Source organism: Actinoallomurus vinaceus (assembly GCF_039542055.1).
Classification (GTDB): domain Bacteria; phylum Actinomycetota; class Actinomycetes; order Streptosporangiales; family Streptosporangiaceae; genus Actinoallomurus; species Actinoallomurus vinaceus.
Genome location: NZ_BAABHK010000019.1, coordinates 1 through 17,936 on the forward strand (window position 1 = coordinate 1; position 17,936 = coordinate 17,936).

Genomic DNA, 17,936 nt, shown 5'->3' on the forward strand with positions numbered 1-17,936 from the left:
CGATGGAGATCACCACGGATGCGGTGCAGCTGCTCGGCGGCTACGGCTACGTCAAGGACTACCCGGTCGAGCGCATGATGCGCGACGCGAAGATCACCCAGATCTACGAGGGCACCAACCAGATCCAACGCGTCGTCATGGCCCGCCAGCTCCTGAAGTAAGCGGCCCCGAACGCGGGGCCGGACCGATCCGGGTCCGGTTCCGCGCCGGAGGGTCTACGCCCGGGGTCAGCGGGGGCGGTGCATCTCGCGGGTGCCGCCGTCATCCTCGTCCGGCGGGGTGAAGAACGACCGCTCGCGCTGCGACCGCTCCGGCTCGTACAACGGCACGTCGAACTCCGTCTGCCCGTAGGCGGTGGCGGACGCCTCGGAGGACCCGTAGACGGAGACGTCCCCCGGCTCCGGCGTCCCGTACACGTGCGTGTCGGCGTTGCGCGGCGTTCCATACGCCGGGGTGCTGCCGTCGTCGCGCGCGGCGTGGCGGTGCCGGCCGGTGGAGGTGGAGCGTCGCGGCGACTCCTCGGACTCGGGCAGGCCGTACTCGTATGCCGGGTCGGCGTCGTCGCCGGTCCGGGCCCGCCACCGCGAGGGGTAGAACGACCCGAACAGCAGGCCGACGCCGACGAAGAGCATGAACCCCTCCTCCTCCAGGCCGGCGAGCGTGACGCGCTGGCCCTTGAGGGGGAAGCGGTTGATGAGGTCGGTGGTCGTCTTCTGGGAGATGAAGAACAGCACGCCGGCCGCGGTGAGGATCAGCCCGCCGAGCAGCGATCCCAGCGGCGACAGCCGTGAGGACGTGAGCAGGGCGAAGACGACGGCGGCACCGGCCAGCAGGCCTCCGCCGAGCCACTTGTCGGTCGTGTGGCCCTGCATCACGAAGCCGTGCTGCAGGCGGTACGTACCGAAGATCAGAAGCCCGGCGAGAGCGGCCGTGAGGATCAGCCCCAGGAGGAGTCCCCAGGCGTGGCGGGCGCCGTTCGACATCGATGTTCCTCCCAGTGGGGGGCGACCCCGGCGGGGTCGCCGGTTCACCAGCAGGCTAGTGGTCCGGCGAGCAGGTAAAAAGAAGCACTTTTCGGACAGGCGGGCTGACCTCGCCGGTCAGACGGTGCTCACCGGCCAGGTCACTTACACAGGTTCTGCGTGGCCGTCTTCGCGTTCACCTGCTGCTGGGAGTCGCCGGCCGGCGCCTTGGCGGGTGCGTTGACCGTGACCTTCTTCGCCCCGGACCAGGACGATCCGACCACCACCTGCAGCCGGGAACCGAGCCCGGCCACCTCCTTCAGCCGCGCCCCTGGGATCGCCGCCTTGAGCGTCCGTGCCGAGTCCTCGCGGCCCGGCCCGTACTGGATGACGGTCGTCTCGACCCCGTGCCGCGTGCCCGGCACCACGCTCGCCCCGAACCCCGCGTCGCGCAGGTCGCCGGCGGCCCGGGCGGCCAGCCCGACGGTGCCGACGCCGTTGACGACCCGGACGTCGATGTCGCGCGGGGCCACGGTGAGGCCGCCGGGCTTCGCCGACGCGGTCGGCGACGCGCCGGCCGGCGAACTCGGGGAGGCCTTCGGCGGCTCGACGATCGCCTTGTCCCGCTGGATCTGGTCGAACAGCCGCCCGGCGGCGCTGTCGTCCCACAGCACGGTGGACTGGCGTACCCCGCCGATCGGCGTCAGGTAGTTGCTGTTCGCCAGCGGCACGGTCGTGAAGGCGATGCTGTCGGTGCTCATCCCCTTCATCTGCGCGGCCAGCGCCGTCAGCGTGCCCTTCGACAGCTCCTTGTCCGCCCGGATCGTGCTCAGCGCCGCGCTCAGCACGGCGGGGTACTTCGTCGGGTCGGTCAGCGCCTTGTGCGCCACGGCGGACATGAACTGCTGCTGCCGGTCGATCCGGCCCAGGTCACTGCCGCCGGTCAGGGTGTAGCGGGCGCGCGAGTAGGCGAGCGCGGTCTTCCCGTCCACGGTGGTCTTGCCCGCGGGCAGCTGCAGGCCGCTCTTGGGGTCGTTGATCGGCTGGTTCGTGCAGACGGTGACGCCGCCGAGCGCGTCCACGACCTTGATGAAGCCCAGGAAGTTGACCTCGACGTAATGGTCGACGTGCACGCCGGTGGCCCGCTCGACCGTCTGGACGGCGAGCGTCGGCCCGCCGTACATGTAGGCCCAGTTGAGCTTGCCCCGCCGCTCGCCGACGTCCGCGCCGCGCGTTCCTTCGCTGCCGTTGGACTTGTGCGACGGAATGGTGACGAGGGAGTCGCGCGGCAGGCTGACCACGGTGATCTTGTCGTGCTTCGACGAGACGTGCACCAGCATCATCGTGTCGGACCGCGCGCCGTCCGCCCTGCCCAGGTGCAGGTCGCTGATCTGCTGGGCGGTCAGCCCCTCACGACGGTCGACGCCGGCCAGCAGGATGTTCATCGAGCCCTCGGGCCCGGAGTCGGGGCGGTTCTTCAGCCCCTCGAAGGCGTTGACGCGCCGCACGCTGCCGAGGACGTAGTCCTGGAACGCCCAGCCGCCGCCGGAGAACAGCAGCACCGCCGTCGACATCACGCCCGTCGTCACGAGGAACCGGCGCTGCCGCCGCGCGCCGTCCGGCGCCACGCCCGTCCTGCGGGCGGCGCGGTCGACGCGCACGTGCGAGGACTCGGCGTCGCCGAACGCGACGCCCTCGACCTGCGCGGCGTCCTCGTCACCCGAAGCCGGAGCGCCCGGGCGGGGGCGGAAGTAACGCTCCTGCGGGTCGGACTCCTCGTCGTGTGCCATGACGGCTCGCCTCTCCGGGGGGTGCGAAGTCTTGCCTTCATTGCGGCGTTCCTCGCGTTCGTACAGTACCGTGGCGCCGTCATGAATCCCTCGCCCAACACACAGGTCGCCCGAAACCGCGTTTGGCCGGCCGTGTCAGTGATCATGCCCGTGCTCAATGAGGAGCGGCATCTCGCGGAGGCGGTCGGGTCCATCCTCACCCAGGACTACCCGGGTGGGCTGGAGCTCGTGATCGCTGTCGGGCCCTCCCGCGACCGTACGCAGGAGATCGCCGAGAAGCTCGCGGCCGACGATTCGCGCATCGTCGTCGTCGCCAACCCGACGGGCCGCACCCCCAACGGCCTGAACGCCTGCATCCAGGCCTCGCGGCACGACTTCATCGTGCGCGTCGACGGCCACTCGCTGCTGCCGTCCGACTATGTGCTGGCGGCCGTCGAGACGCTCGAGGAGACGGGCGCGGACAACGTCGGCGGCATCATGGCCGCCGAGGGCGTCACGCCCTTCGAGAAGGCCGTCGCCCGCGCGATGACCACCAAGATCGGCATCGGCAACGCGACGTTCCACATCGGCGGGCAGGCCGGCGAGGCGGACACGGTCTACCTCGGCAGCTTCCGGCGCAGCGCCCTCGACCGGGTCGGCGGCTACGACGAGACGTTCGTCCGCGCGCAGGACTGGGAGATGAACCACCGCATCCGCCAGACCGGCGGCAGGGTGTGGTTCACGCCCCGCATGCACGTCACCTACCGTCCCCGGCCGAACCTGCGGGCGCTGGCCAAACAGTTCTTCCACACGGGAAAGTGGCGGCGCGTCGTCGGGCGCGAGCACCAGGGCACCCTCAACCTGCGCTACCTCGCGCCGCCGCTGGCCGTCGTCGCGATGGCCGTCGGCGTGGTCGCGGGCGTCTTCGGCTTCTGGCCCGGCTGGCTCATCCCCGGCGGGTACGCCGCCGCGATCCTCGCGGGCTCGGTCGCGACCGGGCGGGGACTGCCGTTGTCGGCGTGGGCGCGGCTGCCGGCGGTGTACGCGACGATGCACGTCGCGTGGGGCCTCGGCTTCCTGCTCAGCCCGCCGAGCCTGGGGCGCTCTCCCGAGCGGTGATCTGCTCGGCGATCAGCAGATCGACCGGATGCGTGATCTTGATGTTCTGCTCGCTGCCCGAGACGACCCGGACGGGGATCTCGGGCAGGTAGCGGTGCACCACACCGCAGTCGTCGGTCGGCGGGCGCTCGGCGAACCCCGGGTCGGCCAGCGCCCGCTCGTACGCCGCGCGGATCACGGCGAGCCGGAACCCCTGCGGCGTCTGGAAACGGCGCAGCCGGTCCCGCGGCGGCATCTCCACGACCCGGTCGCCCTCGACCACGACGACCGTGTCGGACGAGGGCACCGCCACCGCGACGACGTCCTCGCGTTCCAGCGCGGCGACGCAGTCGGCGATGATCCGGGCGTCGACGAAGGGACGGGCCGCGTCGTGGAACAGCACGCGGGCGTCGCCCGGCTCCTCTTCCAGCACGGCCAGGGCCCGCAGCGTCGACTCGGTACGGGTGGCGCCGCCCTCGACGACCCGGCGCACCTTGGCGTACGGCTTGGCGATCACCTCCGCCTCGGCGACGTGCCCGGCGGCCATCACCACGAGCACCTCGTCGATCTCCGGCGCCGAGTCGAACGCCTCGATCGCGCGGGCGAGAATGGGGCGGCCGCCCACCGTCGCCAACTGCTTCGGCGCGCCCAGCCCCAGACGCAGGCCCGTTCCACCGGCGAGGACGACCGCAATGGTGCTCATGTGCCCGCACTTTACTGTCCGCCACGTGCACCGTGAGGGCCCACAGCGCGTCGGCAGCGGTAACCTATGGGGACCTTTGCCGCGTCACCCGGCTGAACGGATGTTTACGGCGAGGAGGCGGCGCCGTGACGGTCGCGGTATGGTCGGCGCTCGCATCTCACGGCTCCGCCGGAGAGAGACCCCCACCCCAGACCTGAGGACTACAGACATGATCTTCGGAGGGTGCCGATGACGTTGGCAGTGGTTCTCGCGACCGAGGCGGTCGCGTCCGGGTCCACGCCGACGGCCGGCCTCACGCTCCCGGGCGGCGGCCCCGTAGTCGCCCGTGTGCTCGCCCAGCTCCAGTCCCTCGACGTCGCCGATCGCCGCGTGATCGCCCGCCCCGAGTTCGCCGAAACGCTCCGGGAGAACGGCTGCGAGGTCGTCGAGTCCAAGGGGCTCGCCGACGACCTGCGTGAGATCGCGCGCGTGGCGCGGTCGGCCAGGGAGCCGATGCTCATCGTGCACGGTGACGTCGTTGCCCACCGCGAGGTGTTCGCCCGGCTCGTCTACAACTCCAAGGCCCCGGCCTCCGCCGTCGTCGCCCGTGTCCCCGTGGACGACGACCACCTCACCCGCCCTCTCCTCCGGATCGGCAAGGGCCGCATCCGGTCCGCAGGCTCCCCGTACCACCAGGTGACCGACCCGAACGCCGTCTTCCGCGGCGTCGTGCGCGTGTCCGAAGAGGAGACCGCCACCCTCGCGCAGGTGGCCGAGAAGCTGGCCGACCTGGCCGACAAGCCGGACGGCTTCACGAAGATCAGCCCGATCCGCCACCTGTGGCAGGACCCGGAGGACACCGGGGACGCCGAGATCGAGCAGGCCGACGGCGACTACCAGAGCGCCCTGGCCACCACCCCGATCACCGGAGACGACGCGGCCGCACTGCTCGTCGTCGGACTGGTGCGCTCGGGCGTGAAGGTGACCGGCCGCGGCAACAGCGTCCTGCTGTGCGAGCGGGTCCTCGACCAGACGCAGGCCGACGCCGCCCAGCGCGCCGTCGACGCCGTCAACGAGGACAACGTCCGGCTCAGCACGGCGGTCAAGAGCAACGACGGCTTCTTCACCACGTACGCCGTCAGCACCTACTCCCGCTACATCGCCCGCTGGGCGGGCAAGCGCGGCTGGACGCCGAACTTCGTCACCGCGATCTCGATGGCGATCTCGGTGGTGGCCGCCTACTTCTTCTCCACCGGCCAGCGGTGGGGGATGATCCTTGGCGGCGTGTCGCTGTACTTCGCGTTCGTCTTCGACTGCGTGGACGGGCAGCTGGCCCGCTACACCCGCCAGTTCAGCACGCTCGGCGCCTGGCTCGACGCGACGTTCGACCGTGCCAAGGAGTACACCGTGTTCGGCGGCCTCGCCGCCGGCTCGACCGCGGCGGCGATCGGCAGCTCGGTGCACGGCGGCGACGTGTGGTTCCTCGCCGTGACCGCCATCACGGCGCAGACCTGCCGCCACATGGTCGACTTCGCCTTCGGGGCGTCGAAGCGGCGGTTGCCTCCCGAGCCGATCCCGATCGTTCCGCTCGGCAGGCCGGACGACCGTGTGCTGGACGAGCCGGAGCCGACGAAGAGCCGCCCGAAGGGCAGCGGCCTGAGCCACCTCGCGGTATGGCTGTCCGCGCGCTCGGAGAAGGTCCGCGTCTTCCACTGGTTCAAGAAGATGATCGTGCTGCCGATCGGCGAGCGGTTCGCGCTGATCGCGCTCACCGCCATGTTCTTCAACGCACGTGTGACGTTCATCGCGCTGCTCACGTGGGGTTCCGTCGCCGCCTTCTACACGGTCGCCGGCCGCATCCTCCGTTCCCTCACCCAGCCGAGGTCGGTGGCAGTCCAGAAATGAGCACAGTACTTCCCGGCATGTCTTCGGCGGGCGACCCCCCTACGCCCGCCAACGCCCCTGTCCCGGACGCCGAGCTGGCCTACCACGGCAGCCGGCTGGTCGCCTACCGCGACGACGGCCCGATCGCCCACGCGCTCGGGCGGCTCACCAAGGGACAGCTTCCGCCTTTGCTCCCGCTGCTCGTCGCGGGCATCGTCACCGCGATCCTGCTGGTGGCCGGCGTCAACGGCCAGACCAGCCCGGCGGTCTTCGCCCCGGTGCTGGTGCTGCTGCTGGCGGGCCCGGGCTCCACGCATCCGCACAGCGGACGGCTGGACTGGCTCGTGCCGCCGCTGATGCGGGCGATCGAATACGGTTACCTGGCGACGCTGGGCTTCGCCCACGGCGTTTCCAAGCCGCTGGTGTACGCCTTCCTGTTCGTGCTGGCCTACCACCACTACGACACCGTCTACCGCACGCGGCAGCGGCTGTGGCCGGCCAAGTGGGTGTTCGTCGCCGGCCTGGGCTGGGAGGGCCGCATGCTCATCGCGGCGGTCGCCACAATCCTGGGGAAGCTGCCCGTCGTCCTGGCGGTGCTCGGCGTCTACTTCCTGCTGCTGTTCGGCATCGAGAGCGTCTACACCTGGGTGCGGACCGGTACGGGCAAGGGTGTCATGGTCAATCTTGAGGATGAGGAGGAGGCCGGCTCATGATCGGCATGGTTCTGGCCGCGGGAGCGGGGCGACGGCTCCGCCCGTACACGGACACGCTGCCCAAGGCACTGGTGCCGGTCGACGGCGAGACGACGATCCTCGACATCGCGCTCGGCAACCTCGCCGAGGTCGAGCTGACCGACGTCGTCATCGTCGTCGGGTACTGCGCGCAGGCGGTCGAAGAGCGCAAGGCCGCGCTGGAGAGCCGGTACGGCGTCTCGATCACGCTGGTGCACAACGACAAGGCCGAGGAGTGGAACAACGCCTACTCCATGTGGCTGGCCCGTGAGCACTTCGCCGAGGGCGTCCTGATGGTCAACGGCGACACGGTGCACCCGGTGAGCGTCGAGAAGACCCTCCTGTCGAACCGCGGCCCGGACATCCTCCTCGCCGTCGACGACGTCAAGAAGCTCGCCGACGAGGAGATGAAGGTCATCCTCGACGGAAACGGTCACCTGCAGCGCATCACCAAGCTGATGGACCCGTCCGACGCGAACGGCGAGTACATCGGCGCCACGCTGCTGGAGCCGACCGCGGCCAAGCCGCTCGCGGACGCGCTGAAGGCCACCTGGGAGCGCGACCCCGACCTGTACTACGAGGATGGCTACCAGGAGCTGGTGAACCGCGGCGGCAAGATCTCGGTGGCCCCGATCGGCGCGGTCGACTGGGTCGAGGTCGACAACCACGACGACCTGGAGAAGGCCCGCCGGATCGCCAAGGAATACTGATGCCGCTGCTCACGCGGATGCTCCCCGCGCCGCTGTCGATCGACGTGCGGCGCGGGGCCATCGCCCATCTCGGCGAGCTCCTCGCCGACCGGCGGATCGCCACCGAGGGCCGCGTCGCGATCGCGGTCGGCCCGGGGCAGGGCGACCAGATCGCCGAGCACGTACGGCCGAGCCTGCAGGCGTGCGAGGTCTTCCACGTCGACGGCGGCACCGTGGACGCCGCCATGTCGCTCGGCTCGCGACTGCGCAGCGGCTCGTACGAGGCGGTCGTCGGCATCGGCGGCGGCAGGACCATCGACGCGACCAAGTACGCCGCGACGCTCGCGGGCATGCCCATGGTCTCCGTCGCCACGAACCTCTCCCACGACGGCATCTGCTCGCCGACGGCGTCCCTCGAGCACGAGAAGGGCAAGAACTCCTTCGGCGTCGCGATGCCGCTGGCCATGGTCGTCGACCTGGACTACGTCCGCGCCGCGCCGGACCGTCTCGTCCGGGCCGGCGTCGGCGACGTGCTGAGCAACTTCTCGGCGGTCGACGACTGGCTGCTGTCCAACCGGGAGCAGGGCGACCCGATCGACCGGCTCGCGCTGACCCTCGCCCGTACGGCGGCCGAGGCGCTCATCTACCAGCCGAAGTCGATCGAGTCGGACGAGTTCCTCACCGTCCTGGCGGAGGGCCTGGTGCTGTCCGGCATGGCGATGTCGTTCGCCGGGTCCTCACGCCCGGCCAGCGGCGGCGACCACGAGATCCTGCACGCCATCGACCACCTCTTCCCCGGCACCGCCAACCACGGCGAGCTGGCCGGGATCGGTGCGGCGTTCTGTTATCACCTGCGTGCGACGCATCTCGGTGAGGGCTCCGAACGCCTCACGGAGATCGTGGCGAGCCTGGACCGTCATGGGCTCCCCAAGACTCCGTATGACATCGGTCTGACCGAGGAGCAGTTCGCCGAGGCGGTGGCGTACGCTCCCCAGACCCGGCCTGGCCGGTACACCATCCTCGAGCACCTCGGACTCGACGAGGGCGCTGTGCTGAAAGCGGTACGCGAATATGTCGGCACCTTCGCTGGCTGAAGTCCGGGCGGGCGGTCAGCCACCCGGTCTCAAGGAACGCCGGAACGAAGAGCACTGGGCGGGGCGGCTGTACATGCGCAGCATCTCGCCCTTCTTCAGCTGGATCTTCATCCGGATCGGGTTCAGCCCGAACCAGCTGACCTACATGATGATCGTCTGCGGCATGCTCGGCGGCGTGGCCGTCGCGGTCGACGGTCGCGGCACGGCCGGCCTGGTGTGGGCGATCGTCGGCGCCGTGCTGATCCAGGCCTACCTGCTGCTGGACTGCTCCGACGGTGAGGTGGCGCGGTTCCGCAACCGCACCTCCATCACCGGCGTCTACCTCGACCGCATCGGGCACTACCTGTCGGAGGTCGCGCTGCTGGCCGGCCTCGGCGTCCGCGCCCAGGGCGCGTGGGAGAACGGCGGCTACGTCGAGCTGGGCCTGCTGGCCGCGCTCGGCGCGGCCCTGATCAAGGCGGAGACCGACAACGTCGTCGTCGCCCGGGCCAAGTCGGGCCTGCCCGCGGACCCGGAGAGCGGCGACCGCGCGCTGCGCCCGGAGTCGACCGGCCTGGCGCTGGCGCGCGAGGCCGCCTCGCTGCTGAAGCTCCACCGCATCATCGGCGCGGTCGAGCTGTCCCTGCTCATCGTCGTCGCGGCCGTCATCGACCACCTGACGCACGACCTGACCGCCACCAGGGTCCTGGCCGTCGCCGTCGCGGTCGTCGCCGTCCTCCAGACCGGGCTGCACTTCGTCAGCATCGTGGCGTCCCGGAGGCTCAAGTGAACGAGACGCGAGTCAAGTCGTGGAGGCGGGCGTGAGGCTGTCCGTCGTCGTGCTGACCATGGGCAACCGCCCGGCCGAGCTCGAACGCGCCGTCAAGAGCGCGTTGCACCAGAACGGCGTCGACGTCGAGGTCGTCCTCGTCGGCAACGGCGCGGACGTCCCCGGCTCCTGGCCGGAGAACGTCAAGGTGCTCCGGCTGCCGGAGAACGTCGGCATCCCGGCCGGCCGTAACCGCGGCGTCGAGGCGTCGACGGGAGAGCTGATCCTCTTCCTCGACGACGACGGCTGGTACGAGTCCACGGACCTCGGCGCGCGCCTGCGGGACATGTTCGCCGCCGACCCGACGCTCGGCATCGTCTCCTTCCGGGTGCGCGACCCCGAGGGCGGGCCGGGGGAGCGGCGTCACGTCCCCCGGCTGCGCGCCGGTGACCCGCTCCGGTCCTCGGACGTCACGACGTTCCTGGGCGGTGCCTGCGCGATGCGCCGCGCCGTGTTCGACGTCGCCGGCGGGCTGCCGGAGGACTTCTTCTACGCCCACGAGGAGACCGACCTCGCCTGGCAGGCGCTCAACGCCGGCTACCGCATCGTGTACGACGCCGAGTCGGTGATGTTCCACCCGGCCGTCGCGCCCACCCGGCACGAGATGTTCTACCGGCTCAACGCCCGCAACCGCGTGTGGCTGGCGCGCCGCAACCTGCCCTGGCCGCTCCTCTGCGTCTACCTCGGCGTGTGGGTCGCGATGACGGTCCTCCGCGAGCGCAAGTGGGCCTCGCTCCGCCCGTGGCTCAGCGGCTTCCGCGAGGGCTGGCGCAAACCGGCGGGCCGCCGCCGCCCGATCTCCTGGCGTACGGCCTGGCGCATGACCCGCCTCGGCCGCCCCCCGGTCATCTAGCCGTCTTGCCGGGACACCGGCGGCCGGGTTCGTCCGGCCGCCGGTACGACGACGCTGCCGCGATGGACGGCTCAGGTACGCGTCAGGGGAACCATGATCGTCAGTGCTCCGTCGTAGATGCGGTGTCCTTCCGGCGATGCCGGCGTCAACGATGGTGGGGATGGTCGCATGGGGACGTGGCGAATCGGGGCCGGTCTGGCGACCGGGACGGCGGGCCTGCTGCTCGCCGGCTGTGGCGTCGGCGCCTCGGACACCGACAATGAGCTGGACCGCGCAGACCTGAAGGACGCTCTGCCCTGCACGGCCACGGTGCTCGACATCAAGGAGGTCCACGTGATGGACCGAAGCCGCAGCTACGACCTCCGGTACCGGGTATCCGTCAAAGGGCGGCCGGCCTACGAAGACACGCAGCAGAACACGGAGCTGTCCACTATCCAGGTCGCGCAGATCGTTGCCGTGACCAAGATCTACCCCTGCCGGGTAAGCCGGACGGACCCCCACAAAGTAACGGTCAACTGGGATGCGCCCGTCAAGGCCGGACGGACCGAGGGGACGTCGGCCGACTCACCGTCACCCCGGCCGGGCAGACCCCGGTCGGGCGATTGAGGAACGAGAGACGCGCGCCTTGGCCGGACGACCTCGGGTCATCCGGTGCCGGAGAGGAGGGCCTGCCAGGCCGGGGCGGTGGTGAGGACGGTGAGGCGCTGGGTGGCGCGGGAGACGGCGACGTAGAGCGTGCGCAGTCCCATCCGCGAGTAGTCCGCGATCTCGCCCGGCTCGACGATCAGGGCCGCGTCGAACTCCAGGCCCTTCGCCTCGAGCGCGTCGAGGATCTGCACGCGGTCCGGGAGGCCGGGCAGCGGCGGGGCCGCGTGGCCGACCGGCAGGATGACGCCGACGGTGCCCTCGACCGCGTCGGCGAGGGCGGCCGCCTCGGCGCGGACGTGCCCGTCGAGAGCGGGGACATGGCGGATCAGCGGGTGGTGGCCCGAGGCGCGCACGGCGCGGGCGGGCCGTGCCTCCGGCACCGCGCGGGCCAGCACCCGCGCGGCCACCTCCGCGATCTCGGTCGAGTTGCGGTAGTTCGTGGTCAGCTCGAAGGCGTGGCGGGGGCGGCGGCCGAGGGCGGTGTCCATCGCCTTGCCCGCGGCGGCGGAGTCCTCCCAGGCGCTCTGCGCCGGGTCCGCGACGATCGTCCAGGTCGCCTGCCGACCGCGTCTGCCGAGCATGCGCCACTGCATCGGCGACAGGTCCTGCGCCTCGTCCACGACGATGTGGGCGTACTCCACCGGGAGGTCCTCATCGTCCTCGTCGTCGCGGCGCATGGCCTGCTCGCGGCGCTCGACGTAGGTGGTGAGCTCCCGCAGGGTCGGCTCGTCGTCGTCCTCGGTCTCGACCTGCTCGCCCGTGAAGACGTTCACGCCGTCGATCACGAACGGGTCCTCCGCCTTGCGCTTCCTCGCGCTCCGGGCCGGTCGCGGCCGGGGCCCGAGGATGGCGCCGGCCTCGTCGAGCAGCGCGATGTCGAGGTACGACCACGGGCCCTGCCAGGACTCCGCGAGCGACTTGACCTGCCGGTCGGTGAGGGTGCGGCCGGCGGCGCGGCGCAGCCGGTCCTCGTCGGCCAGCGAGCGCAGCACGTCGGCGGGGCGGCGGACCGGCCACCAGGCGCGCAGGAACTCCACGAAGCGCCGTTCGTCGCGCACGCGCTCGGTGAACGCCTTGCGCGTCGTGGGGGCGTCGTCCAGGCCGCCGACCTCCAGGAAACGCTCCCAGAGGGCGGCGAGGAGGAGGTCGGCCGCGCGGGGATAGGCGTTGTTCACCGCGCCGTGCGCGCTGCGGTGGACCTCCCGGCGGACGCGGTCGAGCGCGTCCCGGTCCAGCGCGACGACGACGCCGCGGTAGACGGTGCGCAGCTCGTCCGGGCTGCCCGGCGGGGCGTCCTGGACGGCGCGGCGGAGCAGGCGCGTCATCGTGGGGGCGCCCTTGAGGCGGGCCAGGTCCGGGGTGTCGTGGGCGGCCGCCTCCATACCGGGGACGAGGTCGCCGAGGGAGCGCAGGGTGGCGCCGCCCTCACCGAGGGACGGCAGCACGCGCTCGATGTAGGCGGTGAACCGAGGGTTCGGGCCGACGATCAGCACACCGCGCGAGCCGAACCGGCGCCGGTGCCGGAACAGCAGGTACGCGACGCGGTGCAGGGCGACCGCGGTCTTGCCGGTGCCGGGACCGCCCTGGACGATCACGGTGCCGTCGGCGGCGGCGCGGATCACCTCGTCCTGCTCGCGCTGGATCGTGGCGACGATGTCCCGCATCACGCCCTCGCGGCTGCGGGCCAGGGAGGCCAGGAACGCGCCGTCGCCGACGCTCGTGAGGTCGGGGCGGGCGTCCGGGATCAGCAGGTCGTCCTCCAGGTCGACGACCTTGCGGCCCCGGCAGTGCAGCACGCGGCGGCGTACGACGCCCCGGGGGTCCTCCGGGGTCGCGCGGTAGAACGCCTCGGCCGCGGGAGCCCGCCAGTCGATCACGAGGGAGTCGTGCTCGCTGGTGCGGACGCCGACCCGCCCGACGTACAGCGTCTCGCCGCCGACGAGATCGAGACGTCCGAAGACGAGGCCCTCCTCGGCGACGTCGAGCGCGCGGCTGCGGACGGCGGCCTGGTGAACCATCGCGTCGCGGTCGACCAGTGAGCCCTTCGTGCCCGCCTGAGCCTGGCGGTACCCCTCCTCGAGCATCCGGCGGGCGGCCGCGCGCATCTCCTCGAGGCGTGCGTACGCCTCGTCGACGCGGGCCTGCTCCGCGGCGATCTGCTCGTCCTTGACGGTGGGCACCATGAGGCAATTATCGGTGTGAAGCGCCGGAACCCCGTACCCTCGGAGGTCGGTCGGGGCCGGTTGGTCGGGAAGACCGGGAGGCCGGTCGGGGCCGGTTGGTCGGGAAGAACACCGCCGAAGGGGAGGTGATCACGGTCGAGTCCGTGCGGAGCCGTAGGCACGTCATCACGAGCGCCCTGACGGCCCTGCTGGCCGTGATCGTCGGTGGGGTGCTGGCCGACCACTTCGTCCTTCAGGCGGAGTGGTGGCAGGTGAACCGCACCGTGACGCAGGCGCCGGAGCCGCCCCTGCGCGACCTGGGGCCGCCGGCGACGCCGGTGACCACGAGCTGGCAGCTGAGCACGCCGGTCGGCGACAGCGATCTGCCCGCCTACGACCGGGTGGCGTACACCATCGTCGAGGGCCAGCTCGTCATCGTGTCCGGGCACGGCCTCGACGTCCGGGACGCGCGTACCGGCGAGGAGCGGTGGCACTACTACCGCGCCGAGTGGTCCATGCTCGGCTGGGCGCGCACGGGCCAGGTCCTCGTCGCGTACCTCGAGCGGATCGGGCACCGCGGCAACCGCCTCATGGTGGGCCTGGACGCGGTGCACGGCACGCTGCTGTGGCGGCAGCGGGGCGACGTGCCCTCCGCGATCGACCGGACCACGCTGCGCTGGCCGGCCGCCGGCGGTGTGGTGTTCGTCACCGAGGACGGGCGGCACACGCTGTACGGGCGTTCGGCCACGACGGGGCGGAGGCTGTGGACCAAGCGGCTCCCGCACGGCTGCCTGCTGCCCGAGGCGGTGCCGTACGCCTCGGACAGCAGTGAGAGCATCGCCGCGTTCAGCATCGACTGCGGCGCGAGCGACCGGGTCCTGGTCGTCGATCCGTGGAAGGGCCGGACGAGGTTCACCGTCCTCACCCGGAACACCGCGCGCTCGGCGATCGCGGTCGGCGGCGAGGTCACGGTCGTCTTCGACGGATCGTCGCTGCAGGCGTTCGACGGGCGGGGGCGTGTCTTCCTGCGCCGCGCCGGTCAGGACCTGTGCCGCAACATGTGCCCGGTCGCGGTGACCGCGGGGCATCTGCTCGTCGCCTACGAGACCGGGCAGCGGTCCGAGGACGCGACGCCGACCCGCCGCCTGGAGTCGGTGGACATCGCGACGGGCGCGTCGTCCTGGCATCGGGACATGCCCGGATACACCGCGCTGTCGGTCGCCGGCGGCCTGGTGTACGGGCTGCGGTCGCGGCTCGCCGATCCGCTGCTGCCCGCCGGGGTGGACGTCATCGATCCGGTCAGCGGCAGCGGCACCACCGTGCCGATCCCGGTGGTCCTGCGGGCGGGCCTGGACGGCGTCCGGCCCTGGCTCGCCGCGGGCGGAGGGCTGCTGTACGTCGCCGCGCCGGCCGCGCGCCCGCGCCCGTTCGGCGCGGCCCGGCTGGTGGCGCTGCGCGGCGGCATCCGCGGCGAGGGACCGCCGGAGCTCGCGGGCGTGCCGCCCCACCGGTGGCCGGACGCCTGCTCTCTGCTGCCCAAGCGCGACCTGCCGCGCGGCTACGACGGCGAGCCGACGCCGGCGACCGTCGACGGCCTGCGGCTCCCCGCGGGCTGCACCTTCCGGCCGCCCCACGGCCACGGTCACGGACGGTCCCTCGACGGGCCGGAACGGGAGGCGGGTGTCCTGTCGGTCACGGTCCAGTGGGTCGCCGCCGACGTCGGCACCGCCAAGGCGCTGTTCGCGGCGGCCCGCGACACGCAGAACGGCACCCGCGTACGGGCCGGCGACGAGGCGTACGCGATCGGCACGTCGTCCGGCACGGTCGTGATGCGGGTCGGCCGCGCGGTCGTGACCGTCACCTCCGGGCTGCCCGACACGGCGACGCGACTGGCGGCGGTGGTCGCCGCCCGGCTCCGCAGCGCCGCCTGACAGACGGCGCGGTGCGGCTTCATGCGGCATGGCCTGCTGCGTGGCAGCGGCGGCCTCATGCGACGCGGCGCGGCCTCATGCGACGCGGTGCGCCGTATGAGCGGCACCGCCTGATGCGCGGTGCGTCGCGCTGTGCGGCGCGGGCTGTCCGCAGTGGAGGGCTCAGACCACGCGGGGCGACAGCTCGGCGGACGCGCTGTCGGCGGAGCGGGCCCAGTCCTCGAGTTGGGCGACGAACAGCCGGGCCTGCTCCGGCCAGTGGAACCGGGCGCGGGCGGCCTCGTGACCGCGCTTGCCCATCTCCTGGCGCAGCGCCGGGTCGTCGCGCAGCCGCCGGACCGCCGCGGCCGTCGCCTCCGGGTCCTCGAACGGCACGACGAGACCGCAGTTCGCCTCGCCGACGATGCGCGCGGCGATCGGGTTCGGCGTGCTGATGACCGGGATGCCGCGGGCCATGTACTCGACGACCTTCGTGGGCATCGAGTGCCGGTAGTTGGGCGTGTCGTGCAGCAGGGACAGGCCGGCGAGGGCGCCCTCCGCCATGCGCAGCGCCCGGTCGTTCGGCACGAACCCGTACCAGCGCAGGATCCCCTCGCGCTGGGCCTCGCGCAGCAGCGGCCGTACGTCGGCGTCCGCGCCGCCGATCAGGTCGAGCATGATGCCGTCGGCGTGCACCAGGCGGGCCAGCGTGATCAGCTCGTTCACGCCGCGGGCGAACGACAGCTGCCCGACGTAGATGATCCGGTCGTCACCGGGCGGGGCGGGCGGTGCGTCCGGCACGTGGGTGGTGTTGGGCACCACCGGGTGCGGCCGGCGGAACCGGTCCTGGTACCCGTCCTCGGCCAGCAGCAGCTTCAGCCGCCGTTCGGCGCGGAGCTCCATCCGGCGTACGGCGAACCGCAACGGGATCCGGAGGGGCGCGGGCAGCCAGCCCTTCGCGCCGAGCGCGGCCGCGGTGTCCTCGTGCACGTCCCAGACGGTGCGCGACCGCAGCCGGTGCGGCACCGCGAGCAGCAGCTCCGGGTCGTGCAGCAGGAGGATGTCGGCATCGCCCGCGTGCCTTGCGAGGGTGCGGCGGGCCTGCCGCAGGGCGCGCAGCCGGTTCCGGCCGGTCGCCCGGGGCACGTCCAGCGGATCGATCTCCGGCCAGGGCGCCACATTGCACGCCCGAAAGGGCGCCACATAAGTCACGTCGTGGCCGGCGTCCAAAAGCGCGCGAATCTGCCGGTGCAGAATTCGCGCGTCCTCCGGATGGTGCACGACGGTGCACACGAAAATCCGCATCGTCCTCACTTCACCGGGAGTCTCGCGGCCATGGGCGAACGTTCGGTGAATTCCAAGAGGCCATGAGGTCACAGGAGCTCGACGCGTTCGGCGGCGATTTCCTCGACGCGGCGCGTGCTGCCCCGGGTGTCGAACAGCAGCCGCGCGTGCCGGGTCAGGCTCTCGGCGTCGTACTCCCGGTGGTCGGTGAGGACGATCACGAGGTCGGCCTCGGCGAGCGCCGTGTACAGCACGCGGGCGCGCGGGATGTCCTCGCCGTCGACCTCCCAGGCCTCGACGTGCGGGTCGTGGAAGCTCAGGTCGGCGCCCATCTTCTGCAGCCGCCGGGCGACCGGGCGGGCCGGCGACTCGCGCTGGTCGGCGATGTCGGGCTTGTACGTCACGCCGAGCAGGAGCACCTTGGCGCCCTTCATCGCGAGGCCCTCACGGTTGAGCAGGGCCTGCGCGCGCTCGACGACGTAGCGCGGCATCCGGTCGTTGATCTCCTGGGCGAGCTCGACGAACCGGAACGGGTACCCGAGGGACCGCACCTTGTACGACAGGTAGTTCGGGTCGATCGGGATGCAGTGCCCGCCGACCCCGGGGCCGGGGTAGAACGCCTGGAAGCCGAACGGCTTGGTCGAGGCGCAGGCGATCGCGTCCCACAGGTCGATGCCGAGCTCGTTGCAGAACACCGCCATCTCGTTGACCAGCGCGATGTTGACGTGCCGGTAGGTGTTCTCCAGCAGCTTGGCCATCTCGGCCTCGCGGGTGCCCTTGGCCTGCACGACCTGGTCGACGAACTTGCCGTAGAAGGCGGCGGCGGCCTGGGCGCAGGCGGGCGTCAGGCCACCGACGATCTTCGGGGTGTTCCGGACGCCGTACACCGGGTTGCCCGGGTCGATCCGCTCCGGGGAGAAGGCCAGGTGGAAGTCCTCGCCCGCGACCAGGCCGGACTCCTCCAGGATCGGCCGGACGACCTCCTCGGTGGTGCCCGGGTAGGTCGTCGACTCCAGCACGACGAGCGTGCCCGGGTCCAGGTGCCGGGCGACCGTCTGGGCGGCCGACCGGACCGCCGTCAGGTCGGGGCCGCCGTCGTTCGACAGCGGTGTGGGCACGCAGATCACGATGGTGCGCGCACCGTCGAGGATGTCCTCGCCCCGCGTCGGTGTGAAGCCGGCGGCGAGCATCTGCTCGACCTCCTCGGCGCTCACGTCGTCGACGTGGGAAAGGCCGGCCTTGAGCCCGGCGACGACACGAGCGTCGCGGTCCAGCCCGCCGGCCCGGAGGCCGGCACGGGCGGCCTCCCGCACGAGCGGGAGGCCGACGTAGCCAAGTCCGATGACCACCAGATCCACCAGG

General features: G+C 72.0%; 16 protein-coding genes. 10 read left to right on the forward strand and 6 right to left on the reverse strand.

The features are described 5' to 3' along the window. A partial coding sequence (locus tag ABEA24_RS44035) for an acyl-CoA dehydrogenase family protein (protein ID WP_345430620.1) occupies positions 1-161 on the forward strand: 161 nt, incomplete at its 5' end. Positions 162-227: 66 nt separating this feature from the next. Here ABEA24_RS44035 and ABEA24_RS44040 read toward each other — a convergent pair. Next, positions 228-983 carry a hypothetical protein gene (locus ABEA24_RS44040; RefSeq protein WP_345440000.1) on the reverse strand — a complete coding sequence of 252 codons (756 nt, stop codon included), beginning with the start codon at positions 981-983 and terminating at the stop codon, positions 228-230. A gap of 140 nt (positions 984-1,123) precedes the next feature. Next, positions 1,124-2,752: an LCP family protein gene (locus ABEA24_RS44045; protein WP_345440002.1), complete on the reverse strand. Its 1,629-nt coding sequence runs from the start codon at positions 2,750-2,752 to the stop codon at positions 1,124-1,126. An 81-nt stretch (positions 2,753-2,833) separates the two neighbouring features. Here ABEA24_RS44045 and ABEA24_RS44050 point away from each other — a divergent pair, with 81 nt between their 5' ends. Further along, positions 2,834-3,850 carry a glycosyltransferase family 2 protein gene (locus ABEA24_RS44050; RefSeq protein ID WP_345440004.1) on the forward strand — a complete coding sequence of 339 codons (1,017 nt, stop codon included), beginning with the start codon at positions 2,834-2,836 and terminating at the stop codon, positions 3,848-3,850. On the opposite strand, the gene ispD is transcribed toward ABEA24_RS44050, so the two are convergent. Then, entirely contained in the window at positions 3,813-4,532 is a 720-nt protein-coding gene (ispD, locus tag ABEA24_RS44055; RefSeq protein ID WP_345440006.1) for a 2-C-methyl-D-erythritol 4-phosphate cytidylyltransferase, read from the reverse strand. The genes ABEA24_RS44050 and ispD overlap by 38 nt on opposite strands. A 228-nt stretch (positions 4,533-4,760) precedes the next feature. Here ispD and ABEA24_RS44060 point away from each other — a divergent pair, with 228 nt between their 5' ends. The 7 genes from ABEA24_RS44060 to ABEA24_RS44090 all read left to right on the forward strand — a co-directional run bounded on the left by ABEA24_RS44060 (position 4,761) and on the right by ABEA24_RS44090 (position 11,176). Continuing rightward, the gene (locus ABEA24_RS44060) at positions 4,761-6,416 is read left to right on the forward strand and encodes a CDP-alcohol phosphatidyltransferase family protein (RefSeq protein WP_345440008.1); all 1,656 of its coding nucleotides are present in this window, start codon (positions 4,761-4,763) and stop codon (positions 6,414-6,416) included. Further along, positions 6,413-7,108, forward strand: a complete 696-nt coding sequence (locus ABEA24_RS44065) for a DUF5941 domain-containing protein (protein WP_345440010.1) — start codon at positions 6,413-6,415, stop codon at positions 7,106-7,108. The genes ABEA24_RS44060 and ABEA24_RS44065 overlap by 4 nt, the downstream gene beginning before the upstream one ends. Then, positions 7,105-7,836, forward strand: coding sequence for a phosphocholine cytidylyltransferase family protein (locus ABEA24_RS44070; protein ID WP_345440012.1), 732 nt, complete (start codon positions 7,105-7,107; stop codon positions 7,834-7,836). Before ABEA24_RS44065 ends, ABEA24_RS44070 begins: the two co-directional genes overlap by 4 nt. A 17-nt stretch (positions 7,837-7,853) precedes the next feature. Further along, the gene (locus ABEA24_RS44075; RefSeq protein ID WP_345440493.1) at positions 7,854-8,909 is read left to right on the forward strand and encodes an iron-containing alcohol dehydrogenase family protein; all 1,056 of its coding nucleotides are present in this window, start codon (positions 7,854-7,856) and stop codon (positions 8,907-8,909) included. Further along, positions 8,887-9,678: a CDP-alcohol phosphatidyltransferase family protein gene (locus tag ABEA24_RS44080; protein ID WP_345440014.1), complete on the forward strand. Its 792-nt coding sequence runs from the start codon at positions 8,887-8,889 to the stop codon at positions 9,676-9,678. The genes ABEA24_RS44075 and ABEA24_RS44080 overlap by 23 nt, the downstream gene beginning before the upstream one ends. Positions 9,679-9,736: 58 nt before the next feature. Next, positions 9,737-10,570 carry a glycosyltransferase family 2 protein gene (locus ABEA24_RS44085; protein ID WP_345440496.1) on the forward strand — a complete coding sequence of 278 codons (834 nt, stop codon included), beginning with the start codon at positions 9,737-9,739 and terminating at the stop codon, positions 10,568-10,570. 168 nt (positions 10,571-10,738) lie between these two features. After that, complete coding sequence (locus tag ABEA24_RS44090; RefSeq protein WP_345440016.1) at positions 10,739-11,176, forward strand: hypothetical protein; 438 nt, start codon at positions 10,739-10,741, stop codon at positions 11,174-11,176. A 38-nt stretch (positions 11,177-11,214) separates the two neighbouring features. Here the strand turns inward: ABEA24_RS44090 and ABEA24_RS44095 are convergent, their stop codons facing one another. Further along, positions 11,215-13,401 (reverse strand): HelD family protein, encoded by a 2,187-nt coding sequence (locus ABEA24_RS44095; RefSeq protein WP_345440018.1) that lies wholly within the window; start codon positions 13,399-13,401, stop codon positions 11,215-11,217. A gap of 143 nt (positions 13,402-13,544) precedes the next feature. Between ABEA24_RS44095 and ABEA24_RS44100 the strand changes: the two genes are divergently transcribed. Next, complete coding sequence (locus ABEA24_RS44100; protein WP_345440020.1) at positions 13,545-15,311, forward strand: outer membrane protein assembly factor BamB family protein; 1,767 nt, start codon at positions 13,545-13,547, stop codon at positions 15,309-15,311. A gap of 162 nt (positions 15,312-15,473) precedes the next feature. Here ABEA24_RS44100 and ABEA24_RS44105 read toward each other — a convergent pair whose 3' ends face one another. After that, complete coding sequence (locus ABEA24_RS44105) at positions 15,474-16,595, reverse strand: glycosyltransferase (protein ID WP_345440022.1); 1,122 nt, start codon at positions 16,593-16,595, stop codon at positions 15,474-15,476. 68 nt (positions 16,596-16,663) lie between these two features. Continuing rightward, positions 16,664-17,932 (reverse strand): nucleotide sugar dehydrogenase, encoded by a 1,269-nt coding sequence (locus ABEA24_RS44110; protein WP_345440024.1) that lies wholly within the window; start codon positions 17,930-17,932, stop codon positions 16,664-16,666. Positions 17,933-17,936: the final 4 nt, after the last annotated feature.